27 protein-coding genes and 1 pseudogene are annotated in these 26108 nt (G+C 67.7%); 13 read left to right on the top strand and 15 right to left on the bottom strand.

Annotated features, from left to right (window positions below):
* The first annotated feature begins 45 nt into the window (after positions 1–45).
* Positions 46–1518 carry an FAD-dependent oxidoreductase gene (locus ACWZHB_RS08640; protein ID WP_427907407.1) on the top strand — a complete coding sequence of 491 codons (1473 nt, stop codon included), beginning with the start codon at positions 46–48 and terminating at the stop codon, positions 1516–1518.
* Positions 1519–1587: 69 nt separating this feature from the next.
* On the opposite strand, the gene ACWZHB_RS08635 is transcribed toward ACWZHB_RS08640, so the two are convergent.
* From ACWZHB_RS08635 to ACWZHB_RS08625, 3 genes are all read right to left on the bottom strand, one after another.
* A complete protein-coding gene (locus ACWZHB_RS08635; RefSeq protein WP_427907406.1) occupies positions 1588–1788 on the bottom strand; it encodes a hypothetical protein in 201 nt (66 codons plus the stop codon).
* Positions 1789–1986: 198 nt separating this feature from the next.
* Positions 1987–2214 carry a DUF6480 family protein gene (locus tag ACWZHB_RS08630; protein ID WP_427907405.1) on the bottom strand — a complete coding sequence of 76 codons (228 nt, stop codon included), beginning with the start codon at positions 2212–2214 and terminating at the stop codon, positions 1987–1989.
* A gap of 68 nt (positions 2215–2282) precedes the next feature.
* Positions 2283–2549: a hypothetical protein gene (locus ACWZHB_RS08625; RefSeq protein WP_427907404.1), complete on the bottom strand. Its 267-nt coding sequence runs from the start codon at positions 2547–2549 to the stop codon at positions 2283–2285.
* Between the two features lie 156 nt (positions 2550–2705).
* Here ACWZHB_RS08625 and ACWZHB_RS08620 point away from each other — a divergent pair, with 156 nt between their 5' ends.
* Positions 2706–3278: a hemerythrin domain-containing protein gene (locus tag ACWZHB_RS08620; RefSeq protein WP_427907403.1), complete on the top strand. Its 573-nt coding sequence runs from the start codon at positions 2706–2708 to the stop codon at positions 3276–3278.
* A gap of 214 nt (positions 3279–3492) precedes the next feature.
* Here ACWZHB_RS08620 and ACWZHB_RS08615 read toward each other — a convergent pair whose 3' ends face one another.
* A complete protein-coding gene (locus ACWZHB_RS08615; RefSeq protein WP_427907402.1) occupies positions 3493–3849 on the bottom strand; it encodes a hypothetical protein in 357 nt (118 codons plus the stop codon).
* A 221-nt stretch (positions 3850–4070) separates the two neighbouring features.
* Between ACWZHB_RS08615 and ACWZHB_RS08610 the strand changes: the two genes are divergently transcribed.
* On the top strand, positions 4071–4847 hold the full coding sequence (locus tag ACWZHB_RS08610) for a phosphotransferase family protein (RefSeq protein WP_427909115.1): 777 nt from the start codon (positions 4071–4073) through the stop codon (positions 4845–4847).
* A 76-nt stretch (positions 4848–4923) separates the two neighbouring features.
* On the opposite strand, the gene fdxA is transcribed toward ACWZHB_RS08610, so the two are convergent.
* Positions 4924–5259 (bottom strand): ferredoxin, encoded by a 336-nt coding sequence (gene fdxA, locus ACWZHB_RS08605; protein WP_427907401.1) that lies wholly within the window; start codon positions 5257–5259, stop codon positions 4924–4926.
* A 109-nt stretch (positions 5260–5368) separates the two neighbouring features.
* On the opposite strand from fdxA, the gene ACWZHB_RS08600 reads away from it, so the two are divergent.
* From ACWZHB_RS08600 to ACWZHB_RS08590, 3 genes are all read left to right on the top strand, one after another.
* Positions 5369–6298, top strand: coding sequence for a LysR family transcriptional regulator (locus ACWZHB_RS08600; RefSeq protein WP_427907400.1), 930 nt, complete (start codon positions 5369–5371; stop codon positions 6296–6298).
* Between the two features lie 77 nt (positions 6299–6375).
* Positions 6376–7773, top strand: a complete 1398-nt coding sequence (locus tag ACWZHB_RS08595; RefSeq protein ID WP_427907399.1) for a sensor histidine kinase — start codon at positions 6376–6378, stop codon at positions 7771–7773.
* Positions 7774–7790: 17 nt separating this feature from the next.
* Complete coding sequence (locus ACWZHB_RS08590) at positions 7791–8432, top strand: LuxR C-terminal-related transcriptional regulator (RefSeq protein WP_427909114.1); 642 nt, start codon at positions 7791–7793, stop codon at positions 8430–8432.
* Positions 8433–8444: 12 nt separating this feature from the next.
* On the opposite strand, the gene ACWZHB_RS08585 is transcribed toward ACWZHB_RS08590, so the two are convergent.
* The 5 genes from ACWZHB_RS08585 to ACWZHB_RS08565 form a co-directional block, all read right to left on the bottom strand.
* On the bottom strand, positions 8445–9596 hold the full coding sequence (locus ACWZHB_RS08585; RefSeq protein WP_427907398.1) for a glycerate kinase: 1152 nt from the start codon (positions 9594–9596) through the stop codon (positions 8445–8447).
* 40 nt (positions 9597–9636) lie between these two features.
* Complete coding sequence (locus ACWZHB_RS08580; protein ID WP_427907397.1) at positions 9637–10440, bottom strand: ABC transporter ATP-binding protein; 804 nt, start codon at positions 10438–10440, stop codon at positions 9637–9639.
* A 16-nt stretch (positions 10441–10456) separates the two neighbouring features.
* Positions 10457–11497 carry an ABC transporter substrate-binding protein gene (locus tag ACWZHB_RS08575; RefSeq protein ID WP_427907396.1) on the bottom strand — a complete coding sequence of 347 codons (1041 nt, stop codon included), beginning with the start codon at positions 11495–11497 and terminating at the stop codon, positions 10457–10459.
* 43 nt (positions 11498–11540) lie between these two features.
* Positions 11541–12305, bottom strand: a complete 765-nt coding sequence (locus ACWZHB_RS08570; RefSeq protein ID WP_427907395.1) for an ABC transporter permease — start codon at positions 12303–12305, stop codon at positions 11541–11543.
* Between the two features lie 240 nt (positions 12306–12545).
* The gene (locus ACWZHB_RS08565) at positions 12546–13580 is read right to left on the bottom strand and encodes a LacI family DNA-binding transcriptional regulator (RefSeq protein WP_427907394.1); all 1035 of its coding nucleotides are present in this window, start codon (positions 13578–13580) and stop codon (positions 12546–12548) included.
* A 176-nt stretch (positions 13581–13756) separates the two neighbouring features.
* Between ACWZHB_RS08565 and ACWZHB_RS08560 the strand changes: the two genes are divergently transcribed.
* From ACWZHB_RS08560 to ACWZHB_RS08550, 3 genes are read left to right on the top strand one after another with little or no spacing between them, the layout of a single operon-like run.
* Complete coding sequence (locus tag ACWZHB_RS08560; protein WP_427907393.1) at positions 13757–14920, top strand: Gfo/Idh/MocA family protein; 1164 nt, start codon at positions 13757–13759, stop codon at positions 14918–14920.
* Complete coding sequence (locus ACWZHB_RS08555) at positions 14917–16107, top strand: dihydrodipicolinate synthase family protein (protein ID WP_427907392.1); 1191 nt, start codon at positions 14917–14919, stop codon at positions 16105–16107. The genes ACWZHB_RS08560 and ACWZHB_RS08555 overlap by 4 nt, the downstream gene beginning before the upstream one ends.
* Positions 16104–16976: a sugar phosphate isomerase/epimerase family protein gene (locus ACWZHB_RS08550; protein WP_427907391.1), complete on the top strand. Its 873-nt coding sequence runs from the start codon at positions 16104–16106 to the stop codon at positions 16974–16976. Before ACWZHB_RS08555 ends, ACWZHB_RS08550 begins: the two co-directional genes overlap by 4 nt.
* Before the next feature lie 65 nt (positions 16977–17041).
* Here ACWZHB_RS08550 and mmsB read toward each other — a convergent pair whose 3' ends face one another.
* From mmsB to ACWZHB_RS08530, 4 genes are read right to left on the bottom strand one after another with little or no spacing between them, the layout of a single operon-like run.
* The gene (mmsB, locus tag ACWZHB_RS08545; RefSeq protein ID WP_427907390.1) at positions 17042–17956 is read right to left on the bottom strand and encodes a 3-hydroxyisobutyrate dehydrogenase; all 915 of its coding nucleotides are present in this window, start codon (positions 17954–17956) and stop codon (positions 17042–17044) included.
* Complete coding sequence (locus ACWZHB_RS08540; protein WP_427907389.1) at positions 17953–19017, bottom strand: enoyl-CoA hydratase/isomerase family protein; 1065 nt, start codon at positions 19015–19017, stop codon at positions 17953–17955. Before ACWZHB_RS08540 ends, mmsB begins: the two co-directional genes overlap by 4 nt.
* Positions 19014–20153, bottom strand: a complete 1140-nt coding sequence (locus ACWZHB_RS08535; protein WP_427907388.1) for an acyl-CoA dehydrogenase family protein — start codon at positions 20151–20153, stop codon at positions 19014–19016. The genes ACWZHB_RS08540 and ACWZHB_RS08535 overlap by 4 nt, the downstream gene beginning before the upstream one ends.
* Before the next feature lie 6 nt (positions 20154–20159).
* On the bottom strand, positions 20160–21659 hold the full coding sequence (locus tag ACWZHB_RS08530) for a CoA-acylating methylmalonate-semialdehyde dehydrogenase (RefSeq protein ID WP_427907387.1): 1500 nt from the start codon (positions 21657–21659) through the stop codon (positions 20160–20162).
* Between the two features lie 163 nt (positions 21660–21822).
* Here ACWZHB_RS08530 and ACWZHB_RS08525 point away from each other — a divergent pair.
* Positions 21823–21966 (top strand): annotated as a pseudogene (locus tag ACWZHB_RS08525) (acyl-CoA dehydrogenase family protein); the annotation flags it as partial.
* Positions 21967–21988: 22 nt separating this feature from the next.
* Here the strand turns inward: ACWZHB_RS08525 and ACWZHB_RS08520 are convergent.
* Positions 21989–22606, bottom strand: coding sequence for a TetR/AcrR family transcriptional regulator (locus tag ACWZHB_RS08520; protein WP_427907386.1), 618 nt, complete (start codon positions 22604–22606; stop codon positions 21989–21991).
* A 98-nt stretch (positions 22607–22704) separates the two neighbouring features.
* Between ACWZHB_RS08520 and ACWZHB_RS08515 the strand changes: the two genes are divergently transcribed.
* The 3 genes from ACWZHB_RS08515 to ACWZHB_RS08505 are packed head-to-tail and all read left to right on the top strand — an operon-like array spanning position 22705 to position 26107.
* Positions 22705–23586, top strand: coding sequence for a metal-dependent hydrolase (locus ACWZHB_RS08515; protein ID WP_427907385.1), 882 nt, complete (start codon positions 22705–22707; stop codon positions 23584–23586).
* The gene (locus ACWZHB_RS08510; protein WP_427907384.1) at positions 23583–24614 is read left to right on the top strand and encodes a PDR/VanB family oxidoreductase; all 1032 of its coding nucleotides are present in this window, start codon (positions 23583–23585) and stop codon (positions 24612–24614) included. The genes ACWZHB_RS08515 and ACWZHB_RS08510 overlap by 4 nt, the downstream gene beginning before the upstream one ends.
* 20 nt (positions 24615–24634) lie before the next feature.
* Positions 24635–26107: an aldehyde dehydrogenase family protein gene (locus ACWZHB_RS08505; protein ID WP_427907383.1), complete on the top strand. Its 1473-nt coding sequence runs from the start codon at positions 24635–24637 to the stop codon at positions 26105–26107.
* The last annotated feature ends 1 nt before the right edge of the window (position 26108 follow it).

The following is a 26108-nucleotide window of genomic DNA, read 5'->3' as shown; positions in this document are numbered from 1 at the left end:
GACCTGTGCGTCGTTTCGTTCGGCGTATCGGGGTATGCGGCCCGCATGACATCGTATTGGTTCGCAGAGACGCCGGCCCGCCCTCCGCTCGCCGGTGACATCGAGGTCGACACCGTGGTGATCGGCGCCGGGATCGTCGGACTGACCACCGCGTTTCTCCTGACCGAGCAGGGCCGCGAGGTCGCCGTCCTCGAGGCACGTCAGCTCGGCGCCGTCACGACCGGCGCATCCACCGCGAAGATCTCACTGCTGCAGGGAACTCGCGCACAGGCCATCGCCCGCCGGCACGGCATCGGCGTTCTGGCGCAGTATCTGGCCGCGAATCAGGCGGGCTTCGACTGGTTGCTCGAATTCTGTATCGACCACGGGATCGATACGCAGCGCGTTCCCGCGGTCACCTACGCGCAGAATGCCGACGAGTTCGCGGCGGTCCGCGCCGAGTACGAGGCCACCCGTGCGGTGGGCCTGCCCACCCAGCTGATCGACGAGTTCGAGGTCGGTTTCCCCACGCACGGCGGTGTCCAGCTCAGGGAGCAGGCGCAGGTCGATCCGGTCGCGGTTCTCACCGCGCTCGCGGGCGATATCGAGGCGCGCGGTAGCCGGATTTTCGAATCGACTCGCGCACAGCGACTTCGCCGGCGCGACGGTGGCGTCGTGATCGGCACCGACCAGGGCGAGGTCTCGGCGGCGAACGCCATCGTGGCGACCGGCTCGCCGGTGTTCGACCGGCTCGGCCTCGCGGCGCAACTCACGGCCCAGCGGTCCTATTTGGCCGCCTTCGAGGTTCCAGGGCCGATTCCGCACGAGATGTTCATCAGCGCGGGTCAGCCGATTCGTTCGCTGCGCTGGTGCCCCGCCGAAGCCGGCGATGTCCTGCTGGTCGGTGGTAGCGGCCACGACGTCGGCCGCGTGGGCTCCGAGGCCGATCAGGTCACGGAGTTGCTGGACTGGACGGATCGCTGGTTCCCCGGCGCGCGGCTACTCGATCGCTGGTCCGCGCAGGACTACCACCCGATCTCCGAACTGCCCTACGTCGGCGCGGTACAGCTGGGTGCCGACGAGGTGCAGTGCGCGACCGGATTCGCCAAGTGGGGCATCACCAACGGCGTCGCCGCCGCGCTGGTGTTGGCCGGCCGACTGACCGACCGCAGGCCCGCGTGGTCGCGAGCCTACGACGGCTGGCGTTCCGGTGCGGTGAAGACGCTGTTCGCCGGTGTGCAGGCCAATGCCGCAGTGGCGCGGCACCTGTCGACCGGATGGCTGCACCTGCTCGGCACCGACGCCGCGACGCCGCCGCTCGAAGGAGAGGGCAGGGTCGAACGTCATGGCCTGCACCCGAGGGCGCTGTGCACCGTCGCTGGTGAGACCCACACGGTGTCGGCGGTCTGCACGCACCTGCGCGGCATTCTCAACTGGAACGATGCCGAGAAGACCTGGGACTGTCCGCTGCACGGCTCCCGCTTCGCGCCGGACGGTGCGGTGCTGGAAGGCCCAGCGACCGCACCGCTGCCGCACTGATCTGCTCAGCGCGCGAAGAAGAGGGCGAGCACCGCGCGATCGTGTTGCCGAACTGCCCCTGCGAACCGATCAGGTCCGATCGTCGTCCGTGGTTCCGGTACGCCGACTGGATTCGTCGCGCTCGGGAGTCAAGGTCAGCGCGTCCTGCGCGTCGACGCCCGCTGCCTCGGACCACTCGCCACGCAACCGCTGTATCGCGGCCTCCTCGCCGCCGCCGTCGGCAAGCGCGATGTCCCGACGCCACTGAGCGATGATGTCCAGGGGATCCATGAACTTCTCCTCCTTCGACGATGTGTTGACCCGCTCGCGCGACCTACGGCCGCACCGTCGTGGTACCTCGAAATCCGCGTCCCAAACAGCCGCGCGCCGGAGCGGGGATTCGGCGACGCCTGATCGGCTGTGCCAGGGCGGGGTCCTACCCCGGTCGAGGCCTCGTCCTGTTCGTCACGAGCACGCCGCACGGCCGGCTCAAAGCGCGAACAGGATCGCCACCGCGCCGGCGACGAACAGCGCCACGATCAGCACTGTCACCACTACCGCGGCGACGCCGGTCGGCGGGAATCTGTGCCGAGTCCGGGGCTCCGGTGCCGACAGTCCCGAGGTCTGGGGCGTCTCCGGCGGCGTCGAGCCGGGTGGCACACCACCACCCGCCTCCAGATCAGGGATGCGAGCGGGATCAGGATCCATGGAAGCCATAGTTATACCTCCTCCATATCCCGCTCTACCCGCGCCTACGCCGCTCAATCACGGTAATCGGACGCGTCTCACTCGGTGAGGACGGGACCTTTGCCCTTGCCTTTGCCCTCGCCCTTTCCTTTCCCCTTGCCCTTCCCGTCGGAGTCGCTCTCCGGCTTGCCGCCTTCGTCGCTGTCGCCGATAGCCTCGACGGCGTGCCGGCCTCCCTCGGCGATTCCGTGCGGCGACTGTGTCGGGCCAAGTGCTCGGGGCTGAGCGGCCGTTGTTCCGGCACCCAGGAAAGCGATGACGACACCGATTGTCACGGTGGCCGCGATTCCGCGAGTCGACAACATGAATCCCCTTCTCGTCTCGGACGTGGTGCGTCGGTGATGAACCGATCCAGCCTATCGGCGGCAAGGGCGCTGACCAGGAATGCGGCGGCGGTGCGTTATCGTCGAAATGCCAGCTGCCCTGGCGATCCATGCTGACCTGACAATCAGGGAGGAATCGTGGACATCACCGAGCTGATCCTTGACGACCACCACGAGCAGCGCCGGCTGTTCGCGATCTTGGAACAGATCGATCGCACCGACACCGATGCGCTGTCGTCGATCTGGGACAGGCTCGCGGCCTTCCTCGAGCTACACGCGCAGGCCGAGGAGGAGATCTTCTACCCCGCGTTGCTCGAGACGGGCATCGCGGCCAGGCGCACGGGCGTGGTGGAGGACGAGACGCTCGACGCCATCCACGATCACAACGAGATCAGAGACGCGGTGGCCGACGTCGCGCACCACCAGGTCGGCACCGATGACTGGTACGCGGCCGTCGCGGCGGCCAACCTCGCCAACAGCGACCACATGGCCGAGGAAGAGCGCGAAGGCCTCACCGAATTCCGCCGGCTGGCCGCGGTACCGCAACGCCATCGACTGGCCGTCACCTTCGCAGCCTACGAAGCGCGCCACTACGCCGGTGTGCGGCCGGTCGACAAGGATCCCAGCAATTATGTCCACGCCGTGGAGAAGCAGGAGCCACTAGCGAACGGATCGCTCGCTGTCGGCAGTCTGAAACAGAACAGATCGTAGAGAGGCCGTGGTGGTCCTGTTTCGACCCGATGCGCTCGGGTATCGCGCGGTGTAGATCGACCCACCGACCGCCGCCGGGAACAGGATGGCCGAACTCCTGACCGGCGGGCGGGCGGTTGCCGGGGTCAGCGCGTCCCGTTCGGGCGCTGTCCCACACGACGGCCCCGGCAACCGCCAACCACCCGGCAGTGTGAATGCGACATCGTCGGCGGGGCTACGCTGCGATGGTGCCGGCCCCGATCGCCAGGTAGGCCGTCATCAGAATGAACAGAAACCAGCCGGCGCCCTGCCATGTCCGCCATGAGTAGCCGTCGCGCCACCGCTGGTAGGTCCGGACGAACGCGCCGATGCCCCCGAGCAGCAGAATGACGGAGGGACCGATCACGACGGCCGACTCGGCTGGGGTGTCACACAGGTGGGTATGCGCCTGCGCGCACGCGCCCCGGTTCGCCGCCCACACATTCACCGCCGCGAAGACAAGCGCCGCGACGCCGACCACACACACGACATACAGCGCGGCCCGCCGGTATTCCCCGTCGTCGGACCCACGCTTTTCGACGTCGTCGACCATCAGCAACGCCCCGAGGCAATCGACGCCTCAGAGTTCCTGGCCGGTTCGGTGGTCTCCGGCACTACGTCACCTTTCTGCTCGCGGTCTCCTACCGCGCTACCCGCGCGTGCACACCCGAAACAACGGGACCGCCACCCCGGTCACCTGCGAAGGCTGGATCTCCGCACCGACACCGAGCACCCACCGAAAACCTGGCGACACCGGTGACCATCCCAGCCACAATGGCCGACGTGGAAAAGGTCGAAGTCGTTGTCGCCCATCATGAGCGCGCGACAGTGCGCGTCGGCGACGTGTTCCTGAAGATCGACATCGATCAGAAGCACACCGATGTGGAGGTCGCCGCGATGGTCGGCGCACCGATTCCGACACCGGAGATCCTGTGGCACACACCGCCAGTACTCGCGCTCGCCGCACTGCCGGGTACAGCACTCGGCCGCCTCGGTCGGCCATCGACCGCGTCGTCGGCCGCATGGTCCGCGGCGGGGGCCACGGTCCGGCGGCTGCACGACGCGCCGCTACCACCCTGGCCCGGTCGCAACCTCGACGAGCTCACGCGCGAGCTCGACGGCGAATGCGAGTGGCTCATCACGAACGGCGTTCTCCCGACCGACGTGGTCACAACCAACCGCCGGATTGCCGAAGCCGCACTTCGGCCATGTGCGCCGGTGTTCATCCACGGCGACCTCCAAGCCGCCCATGTGTTCGTCGAGGGTGACGAGGTCACCGGTGTGATCGACTGGTCCGAGGCGGCTCGCGGCGATGCCATGTACGACCTCGCCACCCTCACGCTCGGGCATGAGGAACACCTCTGCGATGTCATCGCCGGGTACGGCACCGATATCGACCTCGATGTGATCCGGGCGTGGTGGTCGTTGCGAAGCCTGCTGGGAGTCCGCTGGTTGGTCGAGCACGGCTTCGACCCCACCTCGCCAGGCTGCGAGGTCGACGTGCTGAACACCCAGGCGATGCGAGACCGACCAGGCGATCAGCCCGCGTAGTTCTCGGGGATCTGTGTTTCCGCCCAGTCCGCGCGGCGGTGGCCGGACGCGGCGTCGCGTCGGCCACCGTCGCGCCTCACGGCTGGTAGTTCCGGACGAAGTTCGTGTCCGTGCCGAGGGGGCCGATCGTCGCGGCGCCGCCGGGTTGGCCAAGCGGCAGGGGGCGGCCGGGTAGGGGCTCGTCGAAGAATCGCCGGTTTTCGATGATGAACTGGTCTTGGCCGGCGGGGAGATCGTCTTCGTAGTGGATCGCCTCGACCGGGCAGACCGGTTCGCATGCGCCGCAGTCGATGCATTCGTCGGGCTGGATGTAGGCCATGCGATCGCCGATGAAGATGCAGTCGATCGGGCATTCCTCGATGCAGGCCCGGTCGAGGATGTCTACGCAGGCGGCGCCGATCACGAATGTCACGGTGTTCTCCTCGCTGTACTTCGTCCACCATGCGCGGACAGGGACAAGCCTGGTCGCCGGGTGCCTGCTCGGGTAGCGGTCGATATCCATCGCCTCGTAAGGTTTCCTTATGAGCTTGCCGAGGGGAACGCCCGACCTGGAGGTGCTCGACCTGCTGGTGTCGGTCGCGGAGTTGGGCAGCCTCGGCGCGGCCGCGCGCAGGCACGGAATCAGCCAACCTGCCGTCGGCATGCGAATCAGCGCGTTGGAGCGGCGATTACAGCTGCGTCTGCTCGATCGCGGGCCCACCGGTTCGGACCTGACCGACGCGGGCTACGACGTGGTCGAACTCGCCCGTCCGGTGCTGGCCGCCGGTGCCACGCTGATGGACGGCGTCGCGGAACTGCACCGCGCGCTGCACCCGAGTCTGCGCGTCATGGCCTCGAAAACCATTGCCGACCACCGTATTCCGCACTGGCTGTCGGCCCTGCGGAAGCTACGCCCCGAACTGGCGGTGGAACTGGACGTGGCGAACTCCCAGCAGGTGACGGCGGCGGTCCACGCACGCGAGGCCGAGCTCGGCTTCGTCGAGGGCCCCCACTCCCCCGCTGGACTGGGCAGCCGGGTCCTCGTGGCCGACGAACTCGCCGTGGTCGTCGCGCCGAATCACCCGTGGGCCACCCGGCGCCGCGCGGTGACACTGCGCGAACTCGCCAACACCCCACTGTTGTGGCGCGAGAAGGGTTCCGGCACCCGCGACACGGTCTGGGAGGCACTCGAGATCCACGGCACCCCCGCCCGGCCCGCAGCCGAACTCGGCTCGGCGGCGGCCATTCTCACCACCGCCCGCAGCGGTACCGCGCCCGCGGTGGTGAGCCGCCTGATAGTGGCGCACGAACTGCGCGCCGGCACCCTGCACGAGGTGCGACTGGCCGAGGGGATCACCCTGACCAGGAAGTTCCGGGCCATCTGGCACCGCAGAACCCCCCCTACCGGCCCGGCCGAGGACCTCGTCGAACTCGCCGCCCGGATCGAGTCGGCGCGGCCCAACAGGCGCTAGCGGGTGTAGCTGGCCACACCACCGACTCGGTGGACAGCTCGATCGAAATTCCGCGCCACGACGACAACCATGGAGCCATGACCGAGACACCAGCCGAGCCGACTGTCGTGGTCGACATCGCCGGCGAACCGACCGTTGCGCTCACCGCCACGCCGGACGAACCGCGCCGCCGGACCGGACCGCTGGCCGCGGTATTGCGCGCGCCGATCGAGGCCAGGACCTGGAAGGAGCTCGCCTATCTGGTCCTGTCGTTCGTCCTCGGCTGCGTGGCCGTGTGCTACCTGTTCTTCGGGTTCGGCGGCGGTCTGTACGCGTCGATCTTTCTCATCGGCATTCCGTTGCTGGCGACAATTCTGCTCGGCGGGCGGGTATGGGGCCGGATCTACCGGTTCCTCGGCCGCACACTGCTCGACACCTCGGTCGAACCGCCACCGGATTTCATCCGGGCGAGCGGGTTCTTCGGCTTCCTGAAGAGCGCGTTCACCGATCGACCGAGCTGGCGCGCGTTGCTGTTCCTGCTGGCGCAGTCCGTGCTCGGCGTCGCGGTGGGCTACGTCGTTCTCGTGGTGATCGCGATAGTCGGTTTCACGGCGATCTCGCCCATTCCCTGGGTGCTGTTCGATCCGGTCCAGGTGGACGGCAACGGCGTGGAGCGCCACAGCCTCGCCCAGTTCGGATCGTTCTACATCGACACCTGGCCACGCGCGCTCGCCCTGTCCGGTATCGGCATCGTGCTGTGCTTCGCGCTGCCGTGGCTGGTCCGTGGCGTGTGCTGGTTGCATCGGTTGCTGATCGTCCACCTGTTGGCGGCGACACCGCGCGACCGGCAACTGGTAGAACTGCGGGCCAGCAGGCGGGCCGCGGTGGACGACGCGACCGCCACCCTGAGCCGCGTCGAGCGCGACCTGCACGACGGCACGCAAGCCCGGCTGGTCACCATCGCCATGGCGCTGGGCCGGGCAGAAGAACGCCTGGCCGCCGGCGGCGATGCCCGTGACCTCATCGCCGAGGCACGTGCCAACTCCAAGGAGGCGCTGACCGAACTGCGCGAACTGGTCCGCGGCATCCATCCACCCGCGCTCGAGCTGGGCCTCGGCCCGGCGCTGGAGACCCTCACCGCTCGCTGCGCGGTGCCGGTCGACCTGCGCGTGCAGATACCACGGCGGCCGAGCCCGGCCATCGAGGCGATCGCCTACTTCTCCGTCGCCGAGCTACTCACCAATGTGGTCAAACACGCGCACGCGAACCGGGCCACCGTGACCGTGCTGCCCAACAGCCTGCGATCTATCGCGGTCACCGTGCGGGACAACGGAATCGGTGGTGCGCCCCGACCCGGCACGCACACCGTGACCGGCAGCGGATTGGCCGGGCTCGCCGCCCGTGCGCTCGCTGTCGACGGCACGCTCACCGTCGACAGCCCCGCCGGTGGGCCTACCGTGGTGACCATGATCCTGCCGAACGAGGGCCCGCAGTGACCACGGGCGGCGCACCCCTGCGGGTGGTGATCGCCGAGGACAGCGCCATCCTGCGCGACGGGTTGGCCGGGCTGCTCACCGAACGCGGACACCAGGTGGTGGCGATGGTCGGCGACGCGACGACGTTGAGCGTGGTCGTCGAAGCCCACCGGCCCGATGTCGCGGTGGTGGATGTGCGGATGCCGCCCACCTTCACCGACGAGGGCCTGCTCGCCGCCATCGAACTGCGCCGGAAATATCCGGACACCGGCGTGCTGGTGTTCTCGCAGTGGATCGAAACCCGGTACGCGACAGAACTTCTCGCCGCAGGCGCCAGTGGCGTCGGCTACCTGCTCAAGGACCGCGTCGCCGACGTCGGTGACTTCGTCGACGCACTGCACCGGGTCGCCACCGGCGGCACCGCACTCGACCCCGAGGTGGTGAGTCAGCTGATGGGCGCGTCCCGGCAACAGGATTCGCTCGCCCGGCTCACCCCGCGCGAACGGGAGGTCCTCGAACTGATGGCACAGGGACTCACCAACAACGCCATCGCCACCTCGCTCACCGTGACCGAGCGGGCCGTCGAGAAGCACATCGGCAACATCTTCACCAAACTCGATCTGCCACCGTCGGATACGCGCCACCGGCGGGTGCTGGCGGTGCTGCGACTCAAAGGGTGAGCCGCGCACCCGTCAGCACTCCGACAGTTCGGCACGATGGCCGGCGGTGGTGGGCGTGATCGCGGCCTGACCGATCTGCCTGCCGATCCGGGTCAGCAGTTCCCGGGTCAGTTCTGGGTCATCGGCGGTATTCCTGTCGGTGTAGTCGCCGAGCGAATGGATACCGGCGAATCCTGCCGGGCCCCATTGCGCTGGGGACAGCGTGCTCCGGCCGGCGACGGCGACGACCGGCACCGGGTGTGCGCGTCGGGCGAGCACCGTGGGCAGTTTGCCGTTGGCTGTCTGCTCATCGATACTTCCCTCCCCCGTGATCACCAGGTCGAAGCCCGGCAGGTGCCGATCGAACTCGAACAATTCGAGGAAGAACTCGGCACCGGACACGATGGTGCCGCCGAGCAGCAGCGCGGCGAAACCGATCCCGCCCGCGCTGCCGGCTCCTGCTGTGGCCGCGACAGTCATCGCGTCCGGGTAGCCACTACGGGCGAACGCCTCGACGAGCTTGGTCAGGCCCGCGTCGAGCAGTCGCACCTCGGCGGCGCTCGCCCCCTTCTGCGGTCCGTACACGGCCGCCGCACCGGCCGGTCCGAGCAAGGGGTTGGTGACATCGCTGGCGACCACGATCTCGACGCCGGTCAGATTCACCACCCGAGACGAGTCGACGGTGTGGACTCGAATCGAGTTCCGTCCGCACGCGCGCAGCTGTCTTCCCCTCGCGTCGGCGAAGGTGAAGCCCAGCGCCGCGAGGAGCCCCATGCCGCCGTCGGTGCTGGCACTGCCACCGAGAGCGAGGACCAGCCGGTGTGGCCGAAAGCGCAACGCTTGCGAAATAGCTTGTCCCATCCCGAGACTGCTCGTATCCAGCGGCAGCGCACGGCCGTTCGGCAAGGTGGTGAGGCCGCAGGTGTTGGCGACCTCCACCACCGCGGTGCCGTCGCCGACGGCGATCCGCCCGGAGCTCGGTGTTCCCGCCGCCCCGGCCACCAGCACCGGATGCGGCGCGAACCCGGCCGCTACCGCGGCGTCCACGCTCCCGTCACCGCCGTCGGCCAGCGGCATCCTGACACTGTCGACCCCCGCCACCGCCAAGCCCGCCGCCAGCCGGTCGGCCACCTCGGCCGCGGAGAGACTTCCTTTGAATTTGTCCGGCGCGACCAGAACCCTCACGCGGTTGACTTCCTCTCAGCGAGTCGACGGGGGTCGGCGATCAGTCCGCTTGTGCGACCGAGCCGAGCAGATCCCGGACCCGGTTGGCGACCGTGATGAATTCCGGCGTTTCCATCGTCGTGGCGTAATCCCGATGCGCGGGCAGGTCGACGTCGAGCAATTCGATGATCCGGCCCGGCCTCGGGCTCATCACGACCACCCGGTTGGCGAGGTAGACGGCCTCGGCCACCGAATGGGTGACCAGCAGCACCGTCGTGCCCGTCTCGCGCCAGATCCGATGCAGCTCGACGTTCATCCGTTCCCTGGTGAGCGCGTCGAGCGCGCCGAACGGCTCGTCCATCAGCAGCACTTCCGGTTCGTGCAGCAGGGCCCGGCACAGCGAAACCCGTTGCTGCATACCGCCGGAGAGTTCGTGCGGCAGGGCGTTCTCGAACCCGCTGAGTCCGGTCATCTCGATCAGACGCGCGCATTCGGCCGCGGCGGCGCGCTTGTTCATGCCGCGCATCTCGGCCTGGAGCAGGATGTTCTTGCGGACGGTTCGCCATTCCAGCAGTGCGGCGCGCTGGAAGACATAACCGATATTGCGCTGCGGCCCGCGCACGGGGGCGCCGCCGAGTTCTACGCTGCCCCCGCTCGCTTCGGTGAGACCGGCGACGACTTTCAGCAGCGTCGATTTGCCGCAGCCCGACGGGCCGACGATCGACACGAATTCGCCTGGGCGGACCCGTAGATCCACATTCCGCAGCGCGGTGACCTCGCCGCGTTTGGACGCGAACCGCACGGTCAGATCGTCCACCGCGACTGCGGTGTCGGTGCGGGCGATGGTGTTGGGTGGTGTGCTCATCTCGTCACTGCTCCGGTCACGGCGTGGGGGTTGGCGTGAACTTCGAGTCCCAGTACTTGGCCGGGTCCTCGGCTTTGTCGAGCAGCTTCGCGGTGCTCAGCACCTCGACGGTGGCACGCCAATTCGCCTCGGCGTTGGTTCCCGGCGCCTTGCCAACGGTGTCCGGGGTGCTGAGCAGCGGGATGGTCTGCTGCCACTGCTGGAGCAGCACCTGCTGCGGCGGCAGTTGCGGGTCCTTGCCTTCCATCGCGGCGACCGCTGCCTCCGGCTTCGCGACCGCGGCGGCGAAGGCCTCGCTCGTCGCGTCCACCATGGCCTGGACCAGTTTGGGCGAGGATTCGATGGTGGCCTGGTTGGCGATCAGGCCGTTGCTGAAGAAGTTCAGGCCCTGGTCCGAATACCGCAGGTAGCGAACCTCTTTGCCGCTCTTGTTCGCGATGGTGGGGCCCTGGTCGTGCGCGAATCCGATCAGCCCGTCGACGCGGCCCGAGAGCATCGCCGACATCTTGCCCGCCGAGTCGAGGCTCTGCTGGGTCACCTGATCTGCCGCGACGCCCGCCTTGTCGAGATAGACCGGGAAGGTGGTGGTCGGCGCGTCACCCGCGGAGACGGCAATGGTCTTACCCACCAGATCGGCCGGCGTCCGGATATTCGAATCGGCGAACACCTGCACCGCCGACGGCGTGGTCTGCAGGAAGACCCCGACGCTCTTGATCTTGACACCCTTGTCGATATTGCTGAGTACGGCCGGAGTGTCGGCCCAGCCGAAGTCGGTCTGCTTCGAGCCGGTGGCCTGCGCGGTCTTGGTGGAACCCTGTCCCGCCGAGATCTTCAGATCGATACCGTGTTTGGCGAAGATCCCTTCTTGCACCCCGTAATAGAACGGGGCGTGCTCGCCGTAGGGGTACCAGTTGAGCATCAGCGACACGGCGGTGGTCTTCCCATCGGTGCCGGGATCCTTCGTGTCGTCGCCGCCGCCTGCGCAGCCGGTCAATGCCAGGACCGAGGCCACCGCCGCGGCGCCGATCGTCGTGAGTGTGCGGTTTCGGAATTTCATGCGATTTCTCCAGCTGTGGCGCGAATACGGTTGTTCGACATGCTCATGCGGCACCGACGACCGAGGCCGTGGATCGACGGGAGGCGTGCCAGGGAATGAGGAACTGCTCGGCGATCTCGATGATCGCGAACAGGATGATGCCAAGCATGGACATGATGATCAGGGCGGCGAACAGCATTGCCGTGTCGATATTTCCGTTGGCTTGCAGGATCACGTAGCCGAGCCCCTCGTTGGCGCCGACGAATTCGCCGACCACGGCGCCGGTGACCGCGAGGGTGGCGGCGATCTTCAGTCCGGACATCAATTGCGGCAGTGATGCGGGAAAACGCACTTTCACGAACGTCTTCCAATTGCTCGCACCCATCGTGGAGGTGAGTTCGAGGATCTCTGGATCCACCGAGCGCAGCCCGGCCATACCGGAGATGACAATCGGGAAGAATGCCATCAGCACGGCCACGAGGATTTTCGGACTGGTGCCGAATCCGAGCCAGACGATGAACAGCGGCGCGATCGCGATTTTCGGAATGACCTGCGCGAAAAGGATGAGCGGGTACATCGTTCGCTCGACACCGCGGGAGTAGATCATCACCAGGGCGACGGCTTCGCCGATCAGTGCGGCGATGATGAAACCGACCACCGTCTCGTAGGCCGTGACCCAGGTGTTGTCGAGGAGATAGGCCGAATTGTCGACGGCGGTGCGCCAGGTATCCGCCGGCGACGGCAGAATGTAGGGCTCGACGAGCTCGAACTCGGTGACCGCCCACCAGGCGACGATGAGCACCGCCACCAGGGCGAGCGGCCGCCACACGGTCGACCACAGAGTGGATGGGGAGGGGAGCTTTGGGCGCCGGGCGCGAACGGGTTGCGTCGCTTTCGGTGCTGAGGAACTGGCCTCGACGGACGTGACTACCGCCATCTGGAGTCCTAAAGCTAGTAGTGGAGCGGGGTTCGAACTGCACCCGCTGGGAATGCGCTTTCCGACGCTGGAGCCGAGGCTAGTGTGACCGGCCCCACAGTGTCAAGGGTTTCGGATTATCGCAGGTCAGAGCTATCGAAAAATGGTGCTGTCGCGCAGGATCACCCGGCCGGGCACGAATTCGTGTGCCCGCGAGGCCGTCGCGGAATCGTCGAGCGCGAGCGCGACGGCGCGCTCGCCGATCTCGACCAGCGACAGCGCCACCGTCGACAGACCGGGCACATGGTCGCGCAGCGTCAAGATGTCGTCGAACCCGGCGACGCAGACATCGTCGGGCACCGCGAGGCCGAGCTCACGCCACGCCGCGATCGCCCCGATCGCCATCACATCGCTGACCGCGAAGACGCAGGGCACGATGTTGCCGACCTGCCCCGGATGCAGATCCAACGCGGCCGAGAGCCTGCGGGCGGCGCTGAAACCCCCGTCGCGGGAGAAGTCCCCCGCGATCTCCACCAGCGGTGTCACGCCCTGCGTCGCCAGCGCTTCGACGAAGCCGTTGCGCCGGTCGACGGCAGTCCTGATGTGGCCAGGCCCGCCGATGACGGCGAAATCCCGGTGACCCTGCGCGAGCAAGGCATGCGCCAATTGTGCTGATGCCACATAGTTTTCGGGCTCCACGGCGGCGCCGAAGGACAGCGGTTGGCCGATCACGACCACCTTGCCGCTGTTGTCCAGATACCGCGCGCATTCCTTCTCGAGATCGCGGTCGAGGTCTCCGCTCTGGCGAGAACCCGCCAGGATGATCGCGTCGGCGCGGTGCGAGATGAACGTGCTCACGGACTCGCGTTCGATATCGAAATCGCGTTGCGTACTCGCCAGCAACACGAGTTTGCCCGCTCTGCGCGCTGCTGCCTGGACGCCCTGCACGATCGAGGAGAAGTAGGGGTCGGCGATATCGTGCACGACGAGCCCGATGAGCCCGGTCGACGACCGCGCCAGCGCCTGGGCCTGGGCATTTGCCACATATCCCAATTCGGCGGCGGCGGCGCGAACCCGGTCGGCGACGCCCTCGCCGGGCACCCGTGACGATCCGTTGAGTACGCGTGACGCGGTTGCCTGGGAAACGCCCGCCCTGGTCGCTACGTCTTGCAATCTCACAGCCGCCATGGCTTCGTGCCTCGTTCTCTCAGTGCGCGTGGGGTTGACCGAAGTTCGTGACTAGCATAGCTTGGAAAGCGCATTCCGACGCTGACTTGTCCACTCGACGTATACGGGTCCCGCATACCGTCCACGACCCATTCTGCGGTCGTCAGCCACGCAAAATCAGAAGAGGCACACCAACAATGCCCGATTCCACTCCCCCGCGCACGCTCCGCATCGCCATGAACGGCGTCACCGGTCGCATGGGCTACCGCCAGCACCTGATGCGATCGATCCTGCCGATCCGCGACGGCGGCGGACTGCTGCTCCCCGATGGCAGCCGCGTCCAGGTCGAGCCGATCCTGGTCGGCCGCAATGCCGCCAAGCTCGCCGAACTCGCCGAAGAACACGGCATCGCCGAATGGAGCACCGACGCGGCCGCCGTCATCGCCGATCCGTCCATCGACATCTATTTCGACGCGCAAGTCACCTCGCGTCGCGCCGAGGCGCTCGCGGCGGCGATGAAAGCGGGCAAACACGTCTTCACCGAGAAGCCGACCGCCGAAACGCTGGCCGAGGCCGTCGAGCTCGCCCGGGTGGCCGCGAACGCCGGCGTCACCGCGGGAGTCGTGCACGACAAGCTCTACCTGCCGGGCCTGGTGAAGTTGCGCAGGCTCGTCGACGAAGGCTTCTTCGGCCGGATCCTCTCGCTGCGCGGCGAATTCGGTTACTGGGTCTTCGAAGGCGACGGCCAACCCGCCCAGCGACCCAGCTGGAACTACCGGGCCGAAGACGGTGGCGGCATCGTCGTCGACATGTTCTGTCACTGGAACTACGTGCTCGAGGGCCTGCTCGGCAAAGTCGAGGCGGTCACCGCGAAGGCGACCACCCACATCCCCACTCGATGGGACGAACAGAGCAAGCCCTATCCGGCCACCGCCGACGATGCCGCCTACGGGATCTTCGAGATGGAAAACGGCGTTGTCGCGCAGATCAATTCGTCGTGGGCGGTGCGCGTGTACCGCGATGAGCTCGTCGAGTTCCAGATCGACGGAACCCACGGCTCCGCGGTCGCAGGGTTGCGCAAGTGCGTCGCGCAGCATCGCTCGCATACGCCAAAGCCGGTCTGGAATCCCGATCTTCCGGTCACCGAGCCGTTCCGTGATCAGTGGCTGGAGGTGCCGGCGAACGCGGATCTGGACAACGGGTTCAAGTTGCAATGGGAGGAATTCCTGACCGATGTCGTGAACGAACGGCCGCACCGTTACGGGCTGTTGTCGGCCGCACGCGGGGTTCAACTGGCCGAACTGGGCCTGCGCAGCTCCGCTGAGGGCCGCCGGATCGAGATCCCGGAGGTCACGCTGTGACCACGACGTCCACGGGGCTGTCGGTCATGCTGCCCGTCGACGGCGGCCTCCACCCTTACGTTCTCGGTGCGCCGGGCACCTGGACGCGGCCGGCGCAGCCGATCACCTCGCGCGTGGCTTTCGCCGCCGCGCATGTGATTCCGTGCGCGACGGCCGACAACACACCGGGTGCGCCCGCGACTGTCGACTGGGACGCGACGCTGGCCTACCGGCACGAGCTGTGGTCCTACGGGCTCGGGGTCGCCGACGCCATGGACACCGCACAGCGCGGCATGGGCCTCGACTGGCGGGCGACCGCGGAATTGATCCGGCGATCCGGCGCCGAGGCGGCCTCGGCAGGCGGCAGGCTCGCCTGCGGAGCCGGGACCGATCAGCTCGACCTCGCCGGAATCCCCGCCGGGTCGGCCGGACTCGCCAGGATCGTCGATGCCTATCGCGAGCAGATCGACGTGGTGACAGAGGCGGGCGCGCAGGTGATCCTGATGGCCTCGCGCGCACTCGTCCAGGTCGCCCGTTCGGCCGCCGACTATGTGTACGTCTACGAGAAACTGCTGGGCAGTGTCGATCGACCGGTGATCCTGCACTGGCTGGGCACCATGTTCGACCCTGCGCTGCAGGGATATTGGGGCAGCGCCGATGTCGATACCGCCACCGAGACGTTCCGCGCACTCATCGAGAACAACAGATCGAAGATCGACGGGGTCAAGGTCTCACTGCTCGACGCGGCACACGAGATCGCACTTCGACGCGCGCTACCCGACGGGGTTCGGCTGTACACCGGCGACGACTTCAACTATCCCGAGCTGATCATCGGTGACGCGCAAGGACATTCGGATGCGCTGCTCGGCGTCTTCGCGGCGATCTACCCGGCCGCGTCCACCGCGTTGCAGGAAATCGACAACGGCAATGTGGCGCGTGCGTCGGAGATCCTCAGCTCCACCCAGGAGCTCGGTCGCCACATCTTCGCGGCACCGACGTACTACTACAAGACCGGTATCGCCTTCTTGTCGTGGCTCAACGGCAAGCAAGCGGGCTTCTCGATGGTGGCAGGACTGTCCACGGGGCGATCTGTGCCGCATACGGCCGAATTGTTCCGGCTCGCGGACAAGGCCGGACTGCTGTCGGACCCGGAACTGGCCGCGCACCGCATGCGGGTCTACCTCGAACTGAACGGATTCCGATCATGACATCGGTTGCGGCACAGCACATGCCATTCGATCTGGCCGACCCGTACCGGTCGCTGTCGTTGAACACGGCGACGACGAAGAAGTGGACCCTGGCCGAGGCGGTGGACGGGGCCGCCCGCGCGGGGCTCGGCGCGATCGGGCTGTGGCGCGATCGGGTCGACGAGGTCGGTGCCGCCACCGCCGCGAAGATCGTCACCGATGCGGGGTTGCGCGTATCCAGCCTGTGCCGCGGCGGCTTCCTGACCGCATCGAACGACGAACAGGCGGCACTCGACGACAACCGCCGTGCCATCGACGACGCGGCGACGCTGGCCACGCGGGAACTGGTGATGGTGATGGGCGGAATGCCGGACCGCGACCTCGCGGGCGCGCGGGCGCGGGTCGAGGAGCGGCTCGCCGTGCTGGTCCCGTACGCGGCCGAGCGCGGTGTCCGCCTTGCCCTCGAACCGTTGCATCCGATGTTCTGCGCCGACCGCGCGGTGATTTCCACCCTGGCGCAGGCATTGTCGATGGCGCGACCGCATCCGGCGCAGACCGTGGGTGTCGTGGTCGACACCTTCCATCTCTGGTGGGATCCGACCCTGGCCGAACAGATCGCGCAAGCCGGCGCAGCCGAGCGGATCAGTTCCTATCAGGTGTGCGACTGGCTGAACCCGATGACCGCCGATCCGCTGCTGTCGCGGGGCATGATGGGCGACGGCGTCATCGACTTCACGACTATCGGTCGGTGGGTTCGCGACGCCGGGTACCGCGGCGACGTCGAGATCGAGATCTTCAACGCCGAAGTGTGGTCCAGCGACGGCCATGCCGTGATCGAGACGATGAAACAGCGCTACCGAGATCTGGTCCTTCCGTCCCTCGTGGACTGACGGCACATCGCGGCCCGGCCCAGGGATGAACTGTCCTGGGCCGGGCCTACGCGATTTCCTTGTGACTACCCTCGTTCGTCTCCGAGTGAGTCGGATTCTCCGGAACGGTCGCGGATGTCGGTGATGATGGCGGAGAAGTCCCGCCCGGCGTCGGTCTGGTTGAACCGCGCGTAGATCGCGGCCGCGAGTTCGCCGAGCTGACCGTCGATCCCGTTGGCCTGCAACGCGTTCGCGGCCAGGGTGAGGTCTTTCGACATCAGCGCGGTGGCGAAGCCCGGCAGGTAGTCGTTGTTGGCCGGACTGGCAGGCACGGGTCCGGGCACCGGGCAGTAGCTGGTCAGTGCCCAGCTCTGGCCGGATGCGGTGGAGACCACGTCGAAGAACGACTGGTGGCTCAGGCCGAGCCGTTCACCGAGCACCAGTGCCTCCGACAGCCCGATCATGGAGATCCCGAGCAGCATGTTGTTGCAGATCTTCGCTGCCTGACCGACCCCGGCGTCACCGCAGTGCACCACCTTGCCGCCCATCACGCCCAGGACATCGCCCGCGTCGGCGAAATCGGCGGCCGCGCCACCCACCATGAAGGTGAGGGTGCCCGCGGTCGCCCCGGCGACGCCACCGGAGACCGGCGCGTCCAGCGGGCGGTGACCGGCCGTGACAGCCAGTGCCGCAGCTGCTTTCGCGTCGGCGACGTCGATGGTGGAACAGTCGATGAACAGCGTGCCCGGCGTAGCGGCGGGCAGCAGTTCGGCGTAGACGTCGAGGACGAGTTTGCCGTTGGGCAGCATGGTGATCACCACGTCACGGTCAGCGGCAGCCGCGGCGGCGGTGTCCACTACGGTCGCGCCGTCGGCGCGCGCCTGCTCCTGCGCGGCGGGCACCGGGTCGTAGGCGAGCACGTCGTAGCCCGCGCGCACCAGGTTCGCCGCCATCGGGCCGCCCATGTGGCCGAGCCCGAGGAAACCGATCTTCTTCGTCATCGCCGAGCCTCCGCTGCCATCGAATCCAGTTCCGCCGCACCCAGATCGGCGAAGTAGGCCGCCACCTGATCGTCGGTCACCTCGGCGAGGGTCGCGGGTCGCCACTGGGGATTGCGGTCCTTGTCGATCACCTGGGCGCGAATGCCCTCGACCAGGTCGTGTGAGCCGAGCGCGGCGACCGAGACCCGGTATTCCTGGTCGAGTACTGCCTCGAGGCTCGGCAGGTCCTGCGCCGCTCGCAGCGCGCGCAGCGTGACCTTGAGCGCGACAGGCGATTTCGCGAGCAGGTCACCGGCCGCCGCGACCGCCTGTGGCGCTTGGTCTGCCTGCAGTCGCGCCGCGATCTCCTCGACGGTGTCGGCGCTGTAGCAGGCGTCGATCCAGCCTCGCTGCGCGAGCAGGTCCGACGACGGTGCGGCCTCGGCGAACTTCGCGATCGCCGCCTCCACACCCACGGTGCCCAGCGCGTCGAGCAGCTCGGGCAGTGCGTCGGAGGGCACGTAGTAGTCGGCGAATCCGGTCGCGATAGCGTCGCCCGCGGTCATCCGCGCAGTGGTGAGCGCGACGTGGGTGCCGATCTCGCCCGGTGCCCGCGAGAGCAGGTAGGTGCCGCCGACGTCGGGGACGAAACCGATGCCGACCTCGGGCATCCCGATCTTCGAGCGCTCGGTGACGATGCGGTGGCTGCCGTGCCCGGCCAGGCCGACCCCGCCGCCCATCACGATGCCGTCCATGATCACCACGTACGGCTTGGGGTAGCTGCCGATCAGCGCGTTGAGGTGGTACTCGTCGCGCCAGAACCGCCCGGTCGGCGAATCGGCGCCCGCCGTACCGGCTTTCGCGTCGGCGTGGATGGCGACGATGTCGCCGCCCGCGCAGAGTCCACGCTCACCCGCGCCGGTCACCACGACGGCGCGCACCGCGTCGTCGTCGGCCCAGGACCGCAACGCGTCGGTGATGGCCAGTGTCATCGCGTGATTGAGGGCGTTGATGGCCTTGGGCCGGTTCAGGGTGATCAGACCCAGACCGTCACGGACGGCGATCAGGACTTCGTCGGTCATGCTGCTCCGATCAGCGAGCGGGCGACAACCACCCGCATGATTTCGTTGGTGCCCTCGAGGATCTGGTGCACCCGCAGGTCGCGCACGATCTTCTCCAGGCCGTATTCGTGCAGGTAGCCATAGCCGCCGTGCAATTGCAGCGCCTTGTTGGCCACCTCGAAGCCGGTGTCGGTGGCGAAACGCTTCGCCATCGCGCACAGCGATACCTTGTCCCGGGCGTCGTCGTCGAGCGCGGCCGCGGCCCGCCACAGCAGGGTCCGCGCCGCCTCCAGTTCGGTGGCCATATCGGCCAGCTCGAACTGCAGTGCCTCGTTGCGCACCAAGGGTTTTCCGAAGGCGTGCCGTTCGGACAGGTAGCGGACCGTCTTGTCGAGCGCGGCCTGCGCACCGCCGATCGAGCACGCGGCGATGTTGAGCCGGCCACCGTTGAGGCCGTTCATCGCGATCGAGAAGCCGTCGCCCTCCGCGCCGAGACGGTTGGCGACCGGCACCCGCGCACCGTCGAGGATCACCTGCCGGGTCGGCTGCGCGTTCCAGCCCATCTTCCGTTCGTTCGGTCCCACCGTCAGACCCGGCGTGTCGGCCGGGACGATCAGCGCCGAGATGCCGCGCGGGCCATCCCCGCCGGTGCGGACCATCATCACGTACACGTCGTTGGCGCCCGCGCCGGAGATGAACTGCTTCGCGCCGGTGAGGATGTAGTCCTCGCCGTCGCGAACGGCCTTGGTACTCAAGGCCGCCGCGTCGGACCCGACACCCGGTTCGGTGAGCGCGTAACTGCCGAGCAGCTCCAGCGACGCCATCGGTGGCACCCACCGGTGCCGCTGCTGCTCGGTGCCATAGGCATCGATCATCCAGGTCGCCATGTTGTGGATCGAGATGTAGGCCGCCACCGAGGGACACCCGGTCGAGAGCTGTTCGAAGATCCGCACCGCGTCGAGCCTGCGCAGTTCGGAGCCGCCGACATCGGCGCGCACCGAGATGCCGCCGAGCCCGAGCGGGCCCGCCTTGTGCAGCACGTCGACCGGGAAGTGTTTGCGCTCATCCCAATCCAGCGCGTTCGGTGCCAGGAACTCGTCGGCGAACTGGCGCGCGGTCTCGCCGATCGCGCGTTCGTCCGCATCGAGGGTGAACATCGCCGCTCAGTCCATCGTCGGGATGACGAACGCGTTGGACTCCTTGAGCCCGGCAGGCCAACGCTGGGTCACCGTCTTGGTCTTGGTGTAGAACCGGATCGAATCCGGGCCGTGCTGGTTGAGATCACCGAAGCCCGAGCCCTTCCAGCCACCGAAGGTGAAGTACGCGATCGGCACCGGAATCGGCACATTCACGCCGACCATGCCGACCTGCACGCGGGCGGAGAAATCGCGCGCGGTGTCACCGTCGCGGGTGAAAATGGCTACGCCGTTGCCGTATTCGTGCTCGTCGACCAACCGCAGCGCCTCCTCGTAGTCGCTCGCGCGCACCACGGTGAGTACCGGGCCGAAGATCTCTTCTTTGTAGATCCGCATGTCGGCGGTGACGTTGTCGAACAGGCTCGCGCCGACGAAGAAGCCGTTCTCGGCACCCTCGACGCTCAGGCCGCGGCCGTCGACAACCAGGTCGGCGCCCTCGTCGACACCGATCCGGACGTAGTCGTTGACCCGGTCCACCCCGTCGAGCCCGACCAGCGGCCCGAAGTCGGCGCCCGCGTCGTCGGAGCGGCCGACATTGAGCTTGTGCACCCGCTCGGTCAGTTTCGCGACCAGCCGATCCGCGGTCTCGGCCCCCACCGGCACGGCCACCGACAGCGCCATACAACGCTCACCCGCGGACCCGTACGCCGCGCCGATCAGCTGATCGGCGACGTCGTCGAGATCGGCATCGGGCATCACGACAGCGTGGTTCTTCGCGCCGCCGAAACACTGCGCACGCTTGCCGTTGGCCGTCGCGGTCTCGTAGATGTACTGCGCGATCGGGGTCGAACCGACGAAGCCGACCGCCTTGATCCGACGATCATGCAGGATCGCGTCGACGGCTTCCTTACCGCCGTTGACCACGTTGAACACCCCCGCAGGCAGACCCGCCTCGAGGAACAGCTCGGCCAGACGCAGCGGCACCGACGGATCACGCTCGGAAGGCTTGAGCACGAACGCGTTACCGCAGGCCAGCGCCGGACCCGCCTTCCACAACGGGATCATCGCCGGGAAGTTGAACGGCGTGATACCGGCGACGACACCCAGCGGCTGACGCATCGAGTACACGTCGATACCGGTGCCCGCGCTGTCGCTGTACTCACCCTTGAGCAGGTGCGGAATACCGATGGCGAACTCGATGACCTCGAGCCCGCGCTGGATATCGCCCTTGGCGTCGGCGATGGTCTTGCCGTGCTCGGACGAGAGCAGCGCGGCCAGGCTGTCCATCTCGTCGTTGACCAGGTTCACGAACTTCATCAGCACCCTGGCGCGCTTCTGCGGGTTGAACGCCGCCCACACCGGCTGCGCCGCGGCCGCGTTGTCGATCACCGCGGTCACCTCTGCGGCGCTGGCCAGCGGAACCCTGGCCTGCACCTGCCCGAGATTCGGATCGAAGACGTCGCCGAAAGCGCCGGAAGTGCCGGTGACGTGCTTGCCGCCGATGAAGTGCGTGAGTTCGCGAACCATGCCAGTCCTACTCCGTTGATGTCGGTCGCGCGGGGTGCGCAGTTGGAGGGTTTCCAATAGTTGGATGTCCAAGTAATTGGTACTTTCGCAGGACCGTGCGGCGTTTGTCAATTCCCGACCTCGACTATTGGCATTTCGCCAACAGGTGTCCGCTCTATTGCCGGACCACCGATCAGCGGTGATCGGCCGGTGCATCCAGCTGCACGGCGGATACGGCTGCATGGAGGGGTACCCGATCGCGCGCATGCGGGCCGACGGCCGCATCTCGCGCATCTACGCCGGCGCGAACGAGGTCGTTCGCCCGCTCCCCCGGACGCGCAGGCCCGCGCCTAGGCCCCGGTCACAAGGATCGGGACCACGTAGGCGCGGGCGAAGGCCGCCAGGGCCTGCTCCGAGCCGGTGTCGATGGTGCCGACCGGCTGCAGAATCAGCGAGTGCACCACCCGGCAGACCACTTCGACCCGGGCGCCGAGATCGGGAATGTCGGGGAATCTGTTGTCCTCGAGCACCTTTCGGATGATCTCGGTGGACGTGGCGACCGAGAGCAGGAAGAACGACGCTCCGTCGACGGTGAGCTGCGGCAGCAGCCGATCAGCCTCCAGCGTGAGCAGTCGCTCGACCAGCGGGTGCGCGCGCCAGCGGGTGATCACGGTGGTGAAGACGTCGACGACGATGTCGTCGAAGGCGTCGTGGCGCGCCGGGATCTCGCCCAGGTCGGCGAGCAGCCTGCGCACCTCCCGCTCGAAGGCCGCGCGCACGACGTCGTCACGCGATCCGATGCGCCGGTAGACGGTGGCACGGTCGACGTCGGCCGCCTTGGCGATGTCCTCGATCGTCGTCTTGCGCACGCCCACCCGCTCGAACTGCACGAGGGCGGCATCGAGAATTCGTTCTTCGACGGAGTCGGCGGTGGGCGAATTTCCCGAGGTCGCGGCGGTGGAGAGCACGCTTCGACGGTATCAGGCGCGACGAGCTCCGATCACAACCGCGGATCAGATCCGTCTGCAACATTGCGATACTATTTGTTGCACTGTACGGTTCGGATATGGCTGATAACGGTGCAACGGCGCGCTCCTATCAGGAACAAGCGCACGCAATTCACGCGCGGGATGTGCACTTCGACTTCTCGTCGGTGCCCCTGCACTACATCCCGGGCGAAGTACTCGCGACACATGTCACCAACGTGATGCATCTCGTCCTTCCCGAGGGCGAACGAGCGATGGCCACCTGCCTCGCCGAGGCCCTGCCCTACATCGAGGACGAGCGGCTGCGCGAGGAAGTCACCGGATTCATCGGCCAGGAGTCGATGCACGCCAGCAGCCACGAAGGCGCGCGGCGGCATCTGCAGTCGATCGGGCTCGATGTCGAGTCCTATGTCGCCAAGATCGCCTGGCTGGTCGACCGGATCCTCGGCGATCAGGGGCTCACCGGCCGCGCCAAGGAGGAATGGCTCAAGGAACGTCTCGGCTTGTTCGCCGGGATGGAGCATTTCACCGCGGTCATCGGCGAGTGGTTGCTGGAATCGGAGGTGCTGGCCGAGCTCGGGATGGACCCGACCATGCTCGATCTGGTGCGCTGGCACGGGGCCGAAGAGGTCGAGCACCGCAGCGTGGTGTTCGACGCCTATATGCACGTCGACGGCGGTTACGCGCGACGACTGCGCACCGGGCTGCTCGCCAGCGGCACGCTGCTGCCGCTGTTCGTCGTCTCGACCGCGTACTTGTATCGCCAGGATCCGAGCAAGGACAAGGGACGCTCCTGGGCCAGGCAGTTCGTGAGTGCGACGGTGCGCGGGGTGATCCCGAGTTTCACCACTTTCGTCACCGAGATGCCGCGCTACCTGCGGCCGGGTTTCCATCCCTCCCAGCTGGGTTCGATGGACAACGCCCTGCGGTACCTGGCCCACTCGCCGGCGGCGCGCGCGTGAACCCTTCCGCGGATGTCGCGACACCGAGCCTGCGCACCATCGGCGCCGCCGTCGACCTCTACAAGAAGGTGTTCACCCAGCCCGCACTGTCGCCACCACATCCGGTGCGACACAACGGCTTCGATCTCGATCTCCGGGTAGAGGCGGTGCACGCGGAGACCACCGACGTGGTGAGCCTGACCTTGGCAGGCGCCGAGGGCGAGTTCCTGCCGTCGTGGCGGCCGGGGTGCCATATCGACGTCTTCCTCGCCTCTGGTCGCCAACGCCAGTACTCCCTGTGCGGTGATCCGCGCGACCGGCGTCGCTACCGGATCGCGGTGCGCCGCATCGACAACGGCGACGGCGGATCACGGGAGATGCACACCCTGCGCGCAGGTGCCGGGCTGCGCATCCGCGGGCCACGCAACGCCTTCACCTTCGTCGAGACCGCACCGTCGTACCTGTTCATCGCCGCGGGCATCGGGATCACCCCGATCCTGCCGATGGCGCGTGCGGCCGGTGCCCGCGGGCGACTGGTCTATCTGGGCCGATCGCGCGACTCCATGCCGTTTCTCGGCGAACTCCCGGCAGGCACCGAGCTCCGGCCCGACGACGAAACCGGCACACCCGACCTTCCCGCACTGCTCGCCACCGCCGCCCCCGGCGCCGCGGTCTACGTGTGCGGTCCTCCCCCGGTGCTCGACGCCGCCCAGCGCACCCTGTTCGCGCTGAATCCCACCGCCTCGCTGCACACCGAACTGTTCTCAGCGCGGCCGGTGACCGATGGCAAGGCATTCGACATCACCCTCGCGCGCAGCGGGGAGACGGTGCGCGTCGACAGCACCGAGACCGCGCTCGACGCGATCCGCCGGGTGCGACCCGATATCGCGTATTCCTGCCGACAGGGTTTCTGCGGCACCTGCAAGACCAAGGTCCTCGCGGGCGCGATCGATCACCGCGACCGACTGCTCCCACCGGGCGAGCGCGCCGATCACCTCCTCACCTGCGTGTCCCGTTCCGCCGGTGGCGCACTCACGCTGGACCTCTGATCGCGAAAGGCACGCCTCCCATGACCACCTCACTAAGCTTCGACGTCCACAGTCCCGCGACCGGCGCCCTGGTCGCCTCCTACCCCAGCCACGACGAGAGCGCCGTCGAGGCCACCGTCGAGCGCGCCCACGGCGCCGCGATCTGGTGGCGCACAGCCGGTTTCGATGAACGTGCGCGCCGCCTCGACCGCTGGCGCGCCGAGATCACCCGCGGCCGCGACGAACTCGCTCGCCTCATGAGCCAGGAGATGGGCAAGCCGCACTCCGACGCCGCGCTCGAGATCGTGATGGCGCTCGAACACCTGAAATGGGCCGCGCACAACGCGAAAGCCGTGCTCGGGCCGCGATCGGTCGCGCCGAGTCTGTTGACCGTCAACCAGGCCTGCCGGGTCGAGTACCGGCCCTTCGGCGTGGTCGGGGTGATCGGCCCGTGGAACTACCCGGTGTTCACCCCGCTCGGCTCGATCTCGTTCGCGCTGGCCGCGGGCAACGCCGTGGTGTTCAAACCCAGTGAGTACACCCCGGGAGTCGGCGTCTGGCTCGCCGAGGCGTTCGCCCGCGTCGTCCCCGAACAGCCTGTCCTGCAGGTGATCACCGGTGGTGGTGCGACCGGGGCCGCGCTGTGCCGCAGCCGGGTCGGCAAGATCGGGTTCACCGGTTCCACCGAGACGGGCAAGCGGGTGATGGCGGCCTGCGCGCAGCGGCTCACGCCGGTGCTCATGGAGTGCGGGGGCAAGGACGCGCTCGTCGTCGACGCGGACGCTGATCTCGGTGCCGCGGCCGACGCCGCGCTGTGGGGTGGCATGGCCAATGCCGGGCAGACCTGCCTCGGCGTGGAACGGGTCTACGTACACACCGATGTCTACGACGCGTTCCTCACCGAATTGCTCGATCGCGCAGGCCAACTGCGCGCCGGAGCGGGCACGGCGAAGATCGGCCCGATCACCATGCCCAAGCAGCTCGCGGTGATTCGCCACCACATCGAGGACGTGCTCGCCCGGGGCGGCCGGGCACTGCTGGGTGGGCTCGACGCCATCGACGGCCAGTTCGTGCAGCCGACGATCCTGGTCGACGTACCGCACGACAGCGCGGCGGTCACCGAGGAGACCTTCGGCCCCACGCTGGTCGTCACCCGGGTCACGTCCATGGACGAGGCGATCGAGCGGGTCAACGACTCCGAATACGGACTCGGCGCCACCGTCTTCGCCCGCCGCGACGGCGACGCCATCGCCGACCGGATCGACGCGGGCGCCACCTCGATCAACGCGTTCGTCGCGCACGCCACCATCCCCGCGCTGCCGCTGGGCGGGGTCGGCGCCTCCGGCTTCGGCCGGGTGCACGGACCCGACGGCCTGCGCGAGTTCACCTACGCCAAAGCGACTACACGCCAGCGGTTCTCCTCACCGCTGGCGCTCACGACATTCACCCGCAGCACCCGGATCGACACCGTCATCGATCGCCTGGTGTCGGTGCTGCACGGAAGGATCGGCTGAC

This window comes from Nocardia sp. FBN12 (assembly GCF_054031145.1).
This window is presented reverse-complemented; position numbering and strand designations above follow the sequence as displayed.

Bases quoted from the DNA above. Each gene is read 5' to 3' on its own strand.
- ACWZHB_RS08565 (WP_427907394.1), bottom strand. From the start codon at position 13,580: ATGGCGGCTGTGAGATTGCAAGACGTAGCGACCAGGGCGGGCGTTTCC.
- ACWZHB_RS08595 (WP_427907399.1), top strand. From the start codon at position 6,376: ATGACCGAGACACCAGCCGAGCCGACTGTCGTGGTCGACATCGCCGGC.
- ACWZHB_RS08515 (WP_427907385.1), top strand. From the start codon at position 22,705: ATGGCTGATAACGGTGCAACGGCGCGCTCCTATCAGGAACAAGCGCAC.
- ACWZHB_RS08625 (WP_427907404.1), bottom strand. From the start codon at position 2,549: ATGTTGTCGACTCGCGGAATCGCGGCCACCGTGACAATCGGTGTCGTC.
- ACWZHB_RS08580 (WP_427907397.1), bottom strand. From the start codon at position 10,440: ATGAGCACACCACCCAACACCATCGCCCGCACCGACACCGCAGTCGCG.
- mmsB (WP_427907390.1), bottom strand. From the start codon at position 17,956: ATGACGAAGAAGATCGGTTTCCTCGGGCTCGGCCACATGGGCGGCCCG.
- ACWZHB_RS08630 (WP_427907405.1), bottom strand. From the start codon at position 2,214: ATGGCTTCCATGGATCCTGATCCCGCTCGCATCCCTGATCTGGAGGCG.
- ACWZHB_RS08615 (WP_427907402.1), bottom strand. From the start codon at position 3,849: ATGGTCGACGACGTCGAAAAGCGTGGGTCCGACGACGGGGAATACCGG.
- ACWZHB_RS08560 (WP_427907393.1), top strand. From the start codon at position 13,757: ATGCCCGATTCCACTCCCCCGCGCACGCTCCGCATCGCCATGAACGGC.
- ACWZHB_RS08550 (WP_427907391.1), top strand. From the start codon at position 16,104: ATGACATCGGTTGCGGCACAGCACATGCCATTCGATCTGGCCGACCCG.
- ACWZHB_RS08635 (WP_427907406.1), bottom strand. From the start codon at position 1,788: ATGGATCCCCTGGACATCATCGCTCAGTGGCGTCGGGACATCGCGCTT.
- ACWZHB_RS08540 (WP_427907389.1), bottom strand. From the start codon at position 19,017: ATGACCGACGAAGTCCTGATCGCCGTCCGTGACGGTCTGGGTCTGATC.
- ACWZHB_RS08505 (WP_427907383.1), top strand. From the start codon at position 24,635: ATGACCACCTCACTAAGCTTCGACGTCCACAGTCCCGCGACCGGCGCC.
- ACWZHB_RS08575 (WP_427907396.1), bottom strand. From the start codon at position 11,497: ATGAAATTCCGAAACCGCACACTCACGACGATCGGCGCCGCGGCGGTG.
- ACWZHB_RS08530 (WP_427907387.1), bottom strand. From the start codon at position 21,659: ATGGTTCGCGAACTCACGCACTTCATCGGCGGCAAGCACGTCACCGGC.
- ACWZHB_RS08640 (WP_427907407.1), top strand. From the start codon at position 46: ATGACATCGTATTGGTTCGCAGAGACGCCGGCCCGCCCTCCGCTCGCC.
- ACWZHB_RS08600 (WP_427907400.1), top strand. From the start codon at position 5,369: ATGAGCTTGCCGAGGGGAACGCCCGACCTGGAGGTGCTCGACCTGCTG.
- ACWZHB_RS08535 (WP_427907388.1), bottom strand. From the start codon at position 20,153: ATGTTCACCCTCGATGCGGACGAACGCGCGATCGGCGAGACCGCGCGC.
- ACWZHB_RS08610 (WP_427909115.1), top strand. From the start codon at position 4,071: ATGGCCGACGTGGAAAAGGTCGAAGTCGTTGTCGCCCATCATGAGCGC.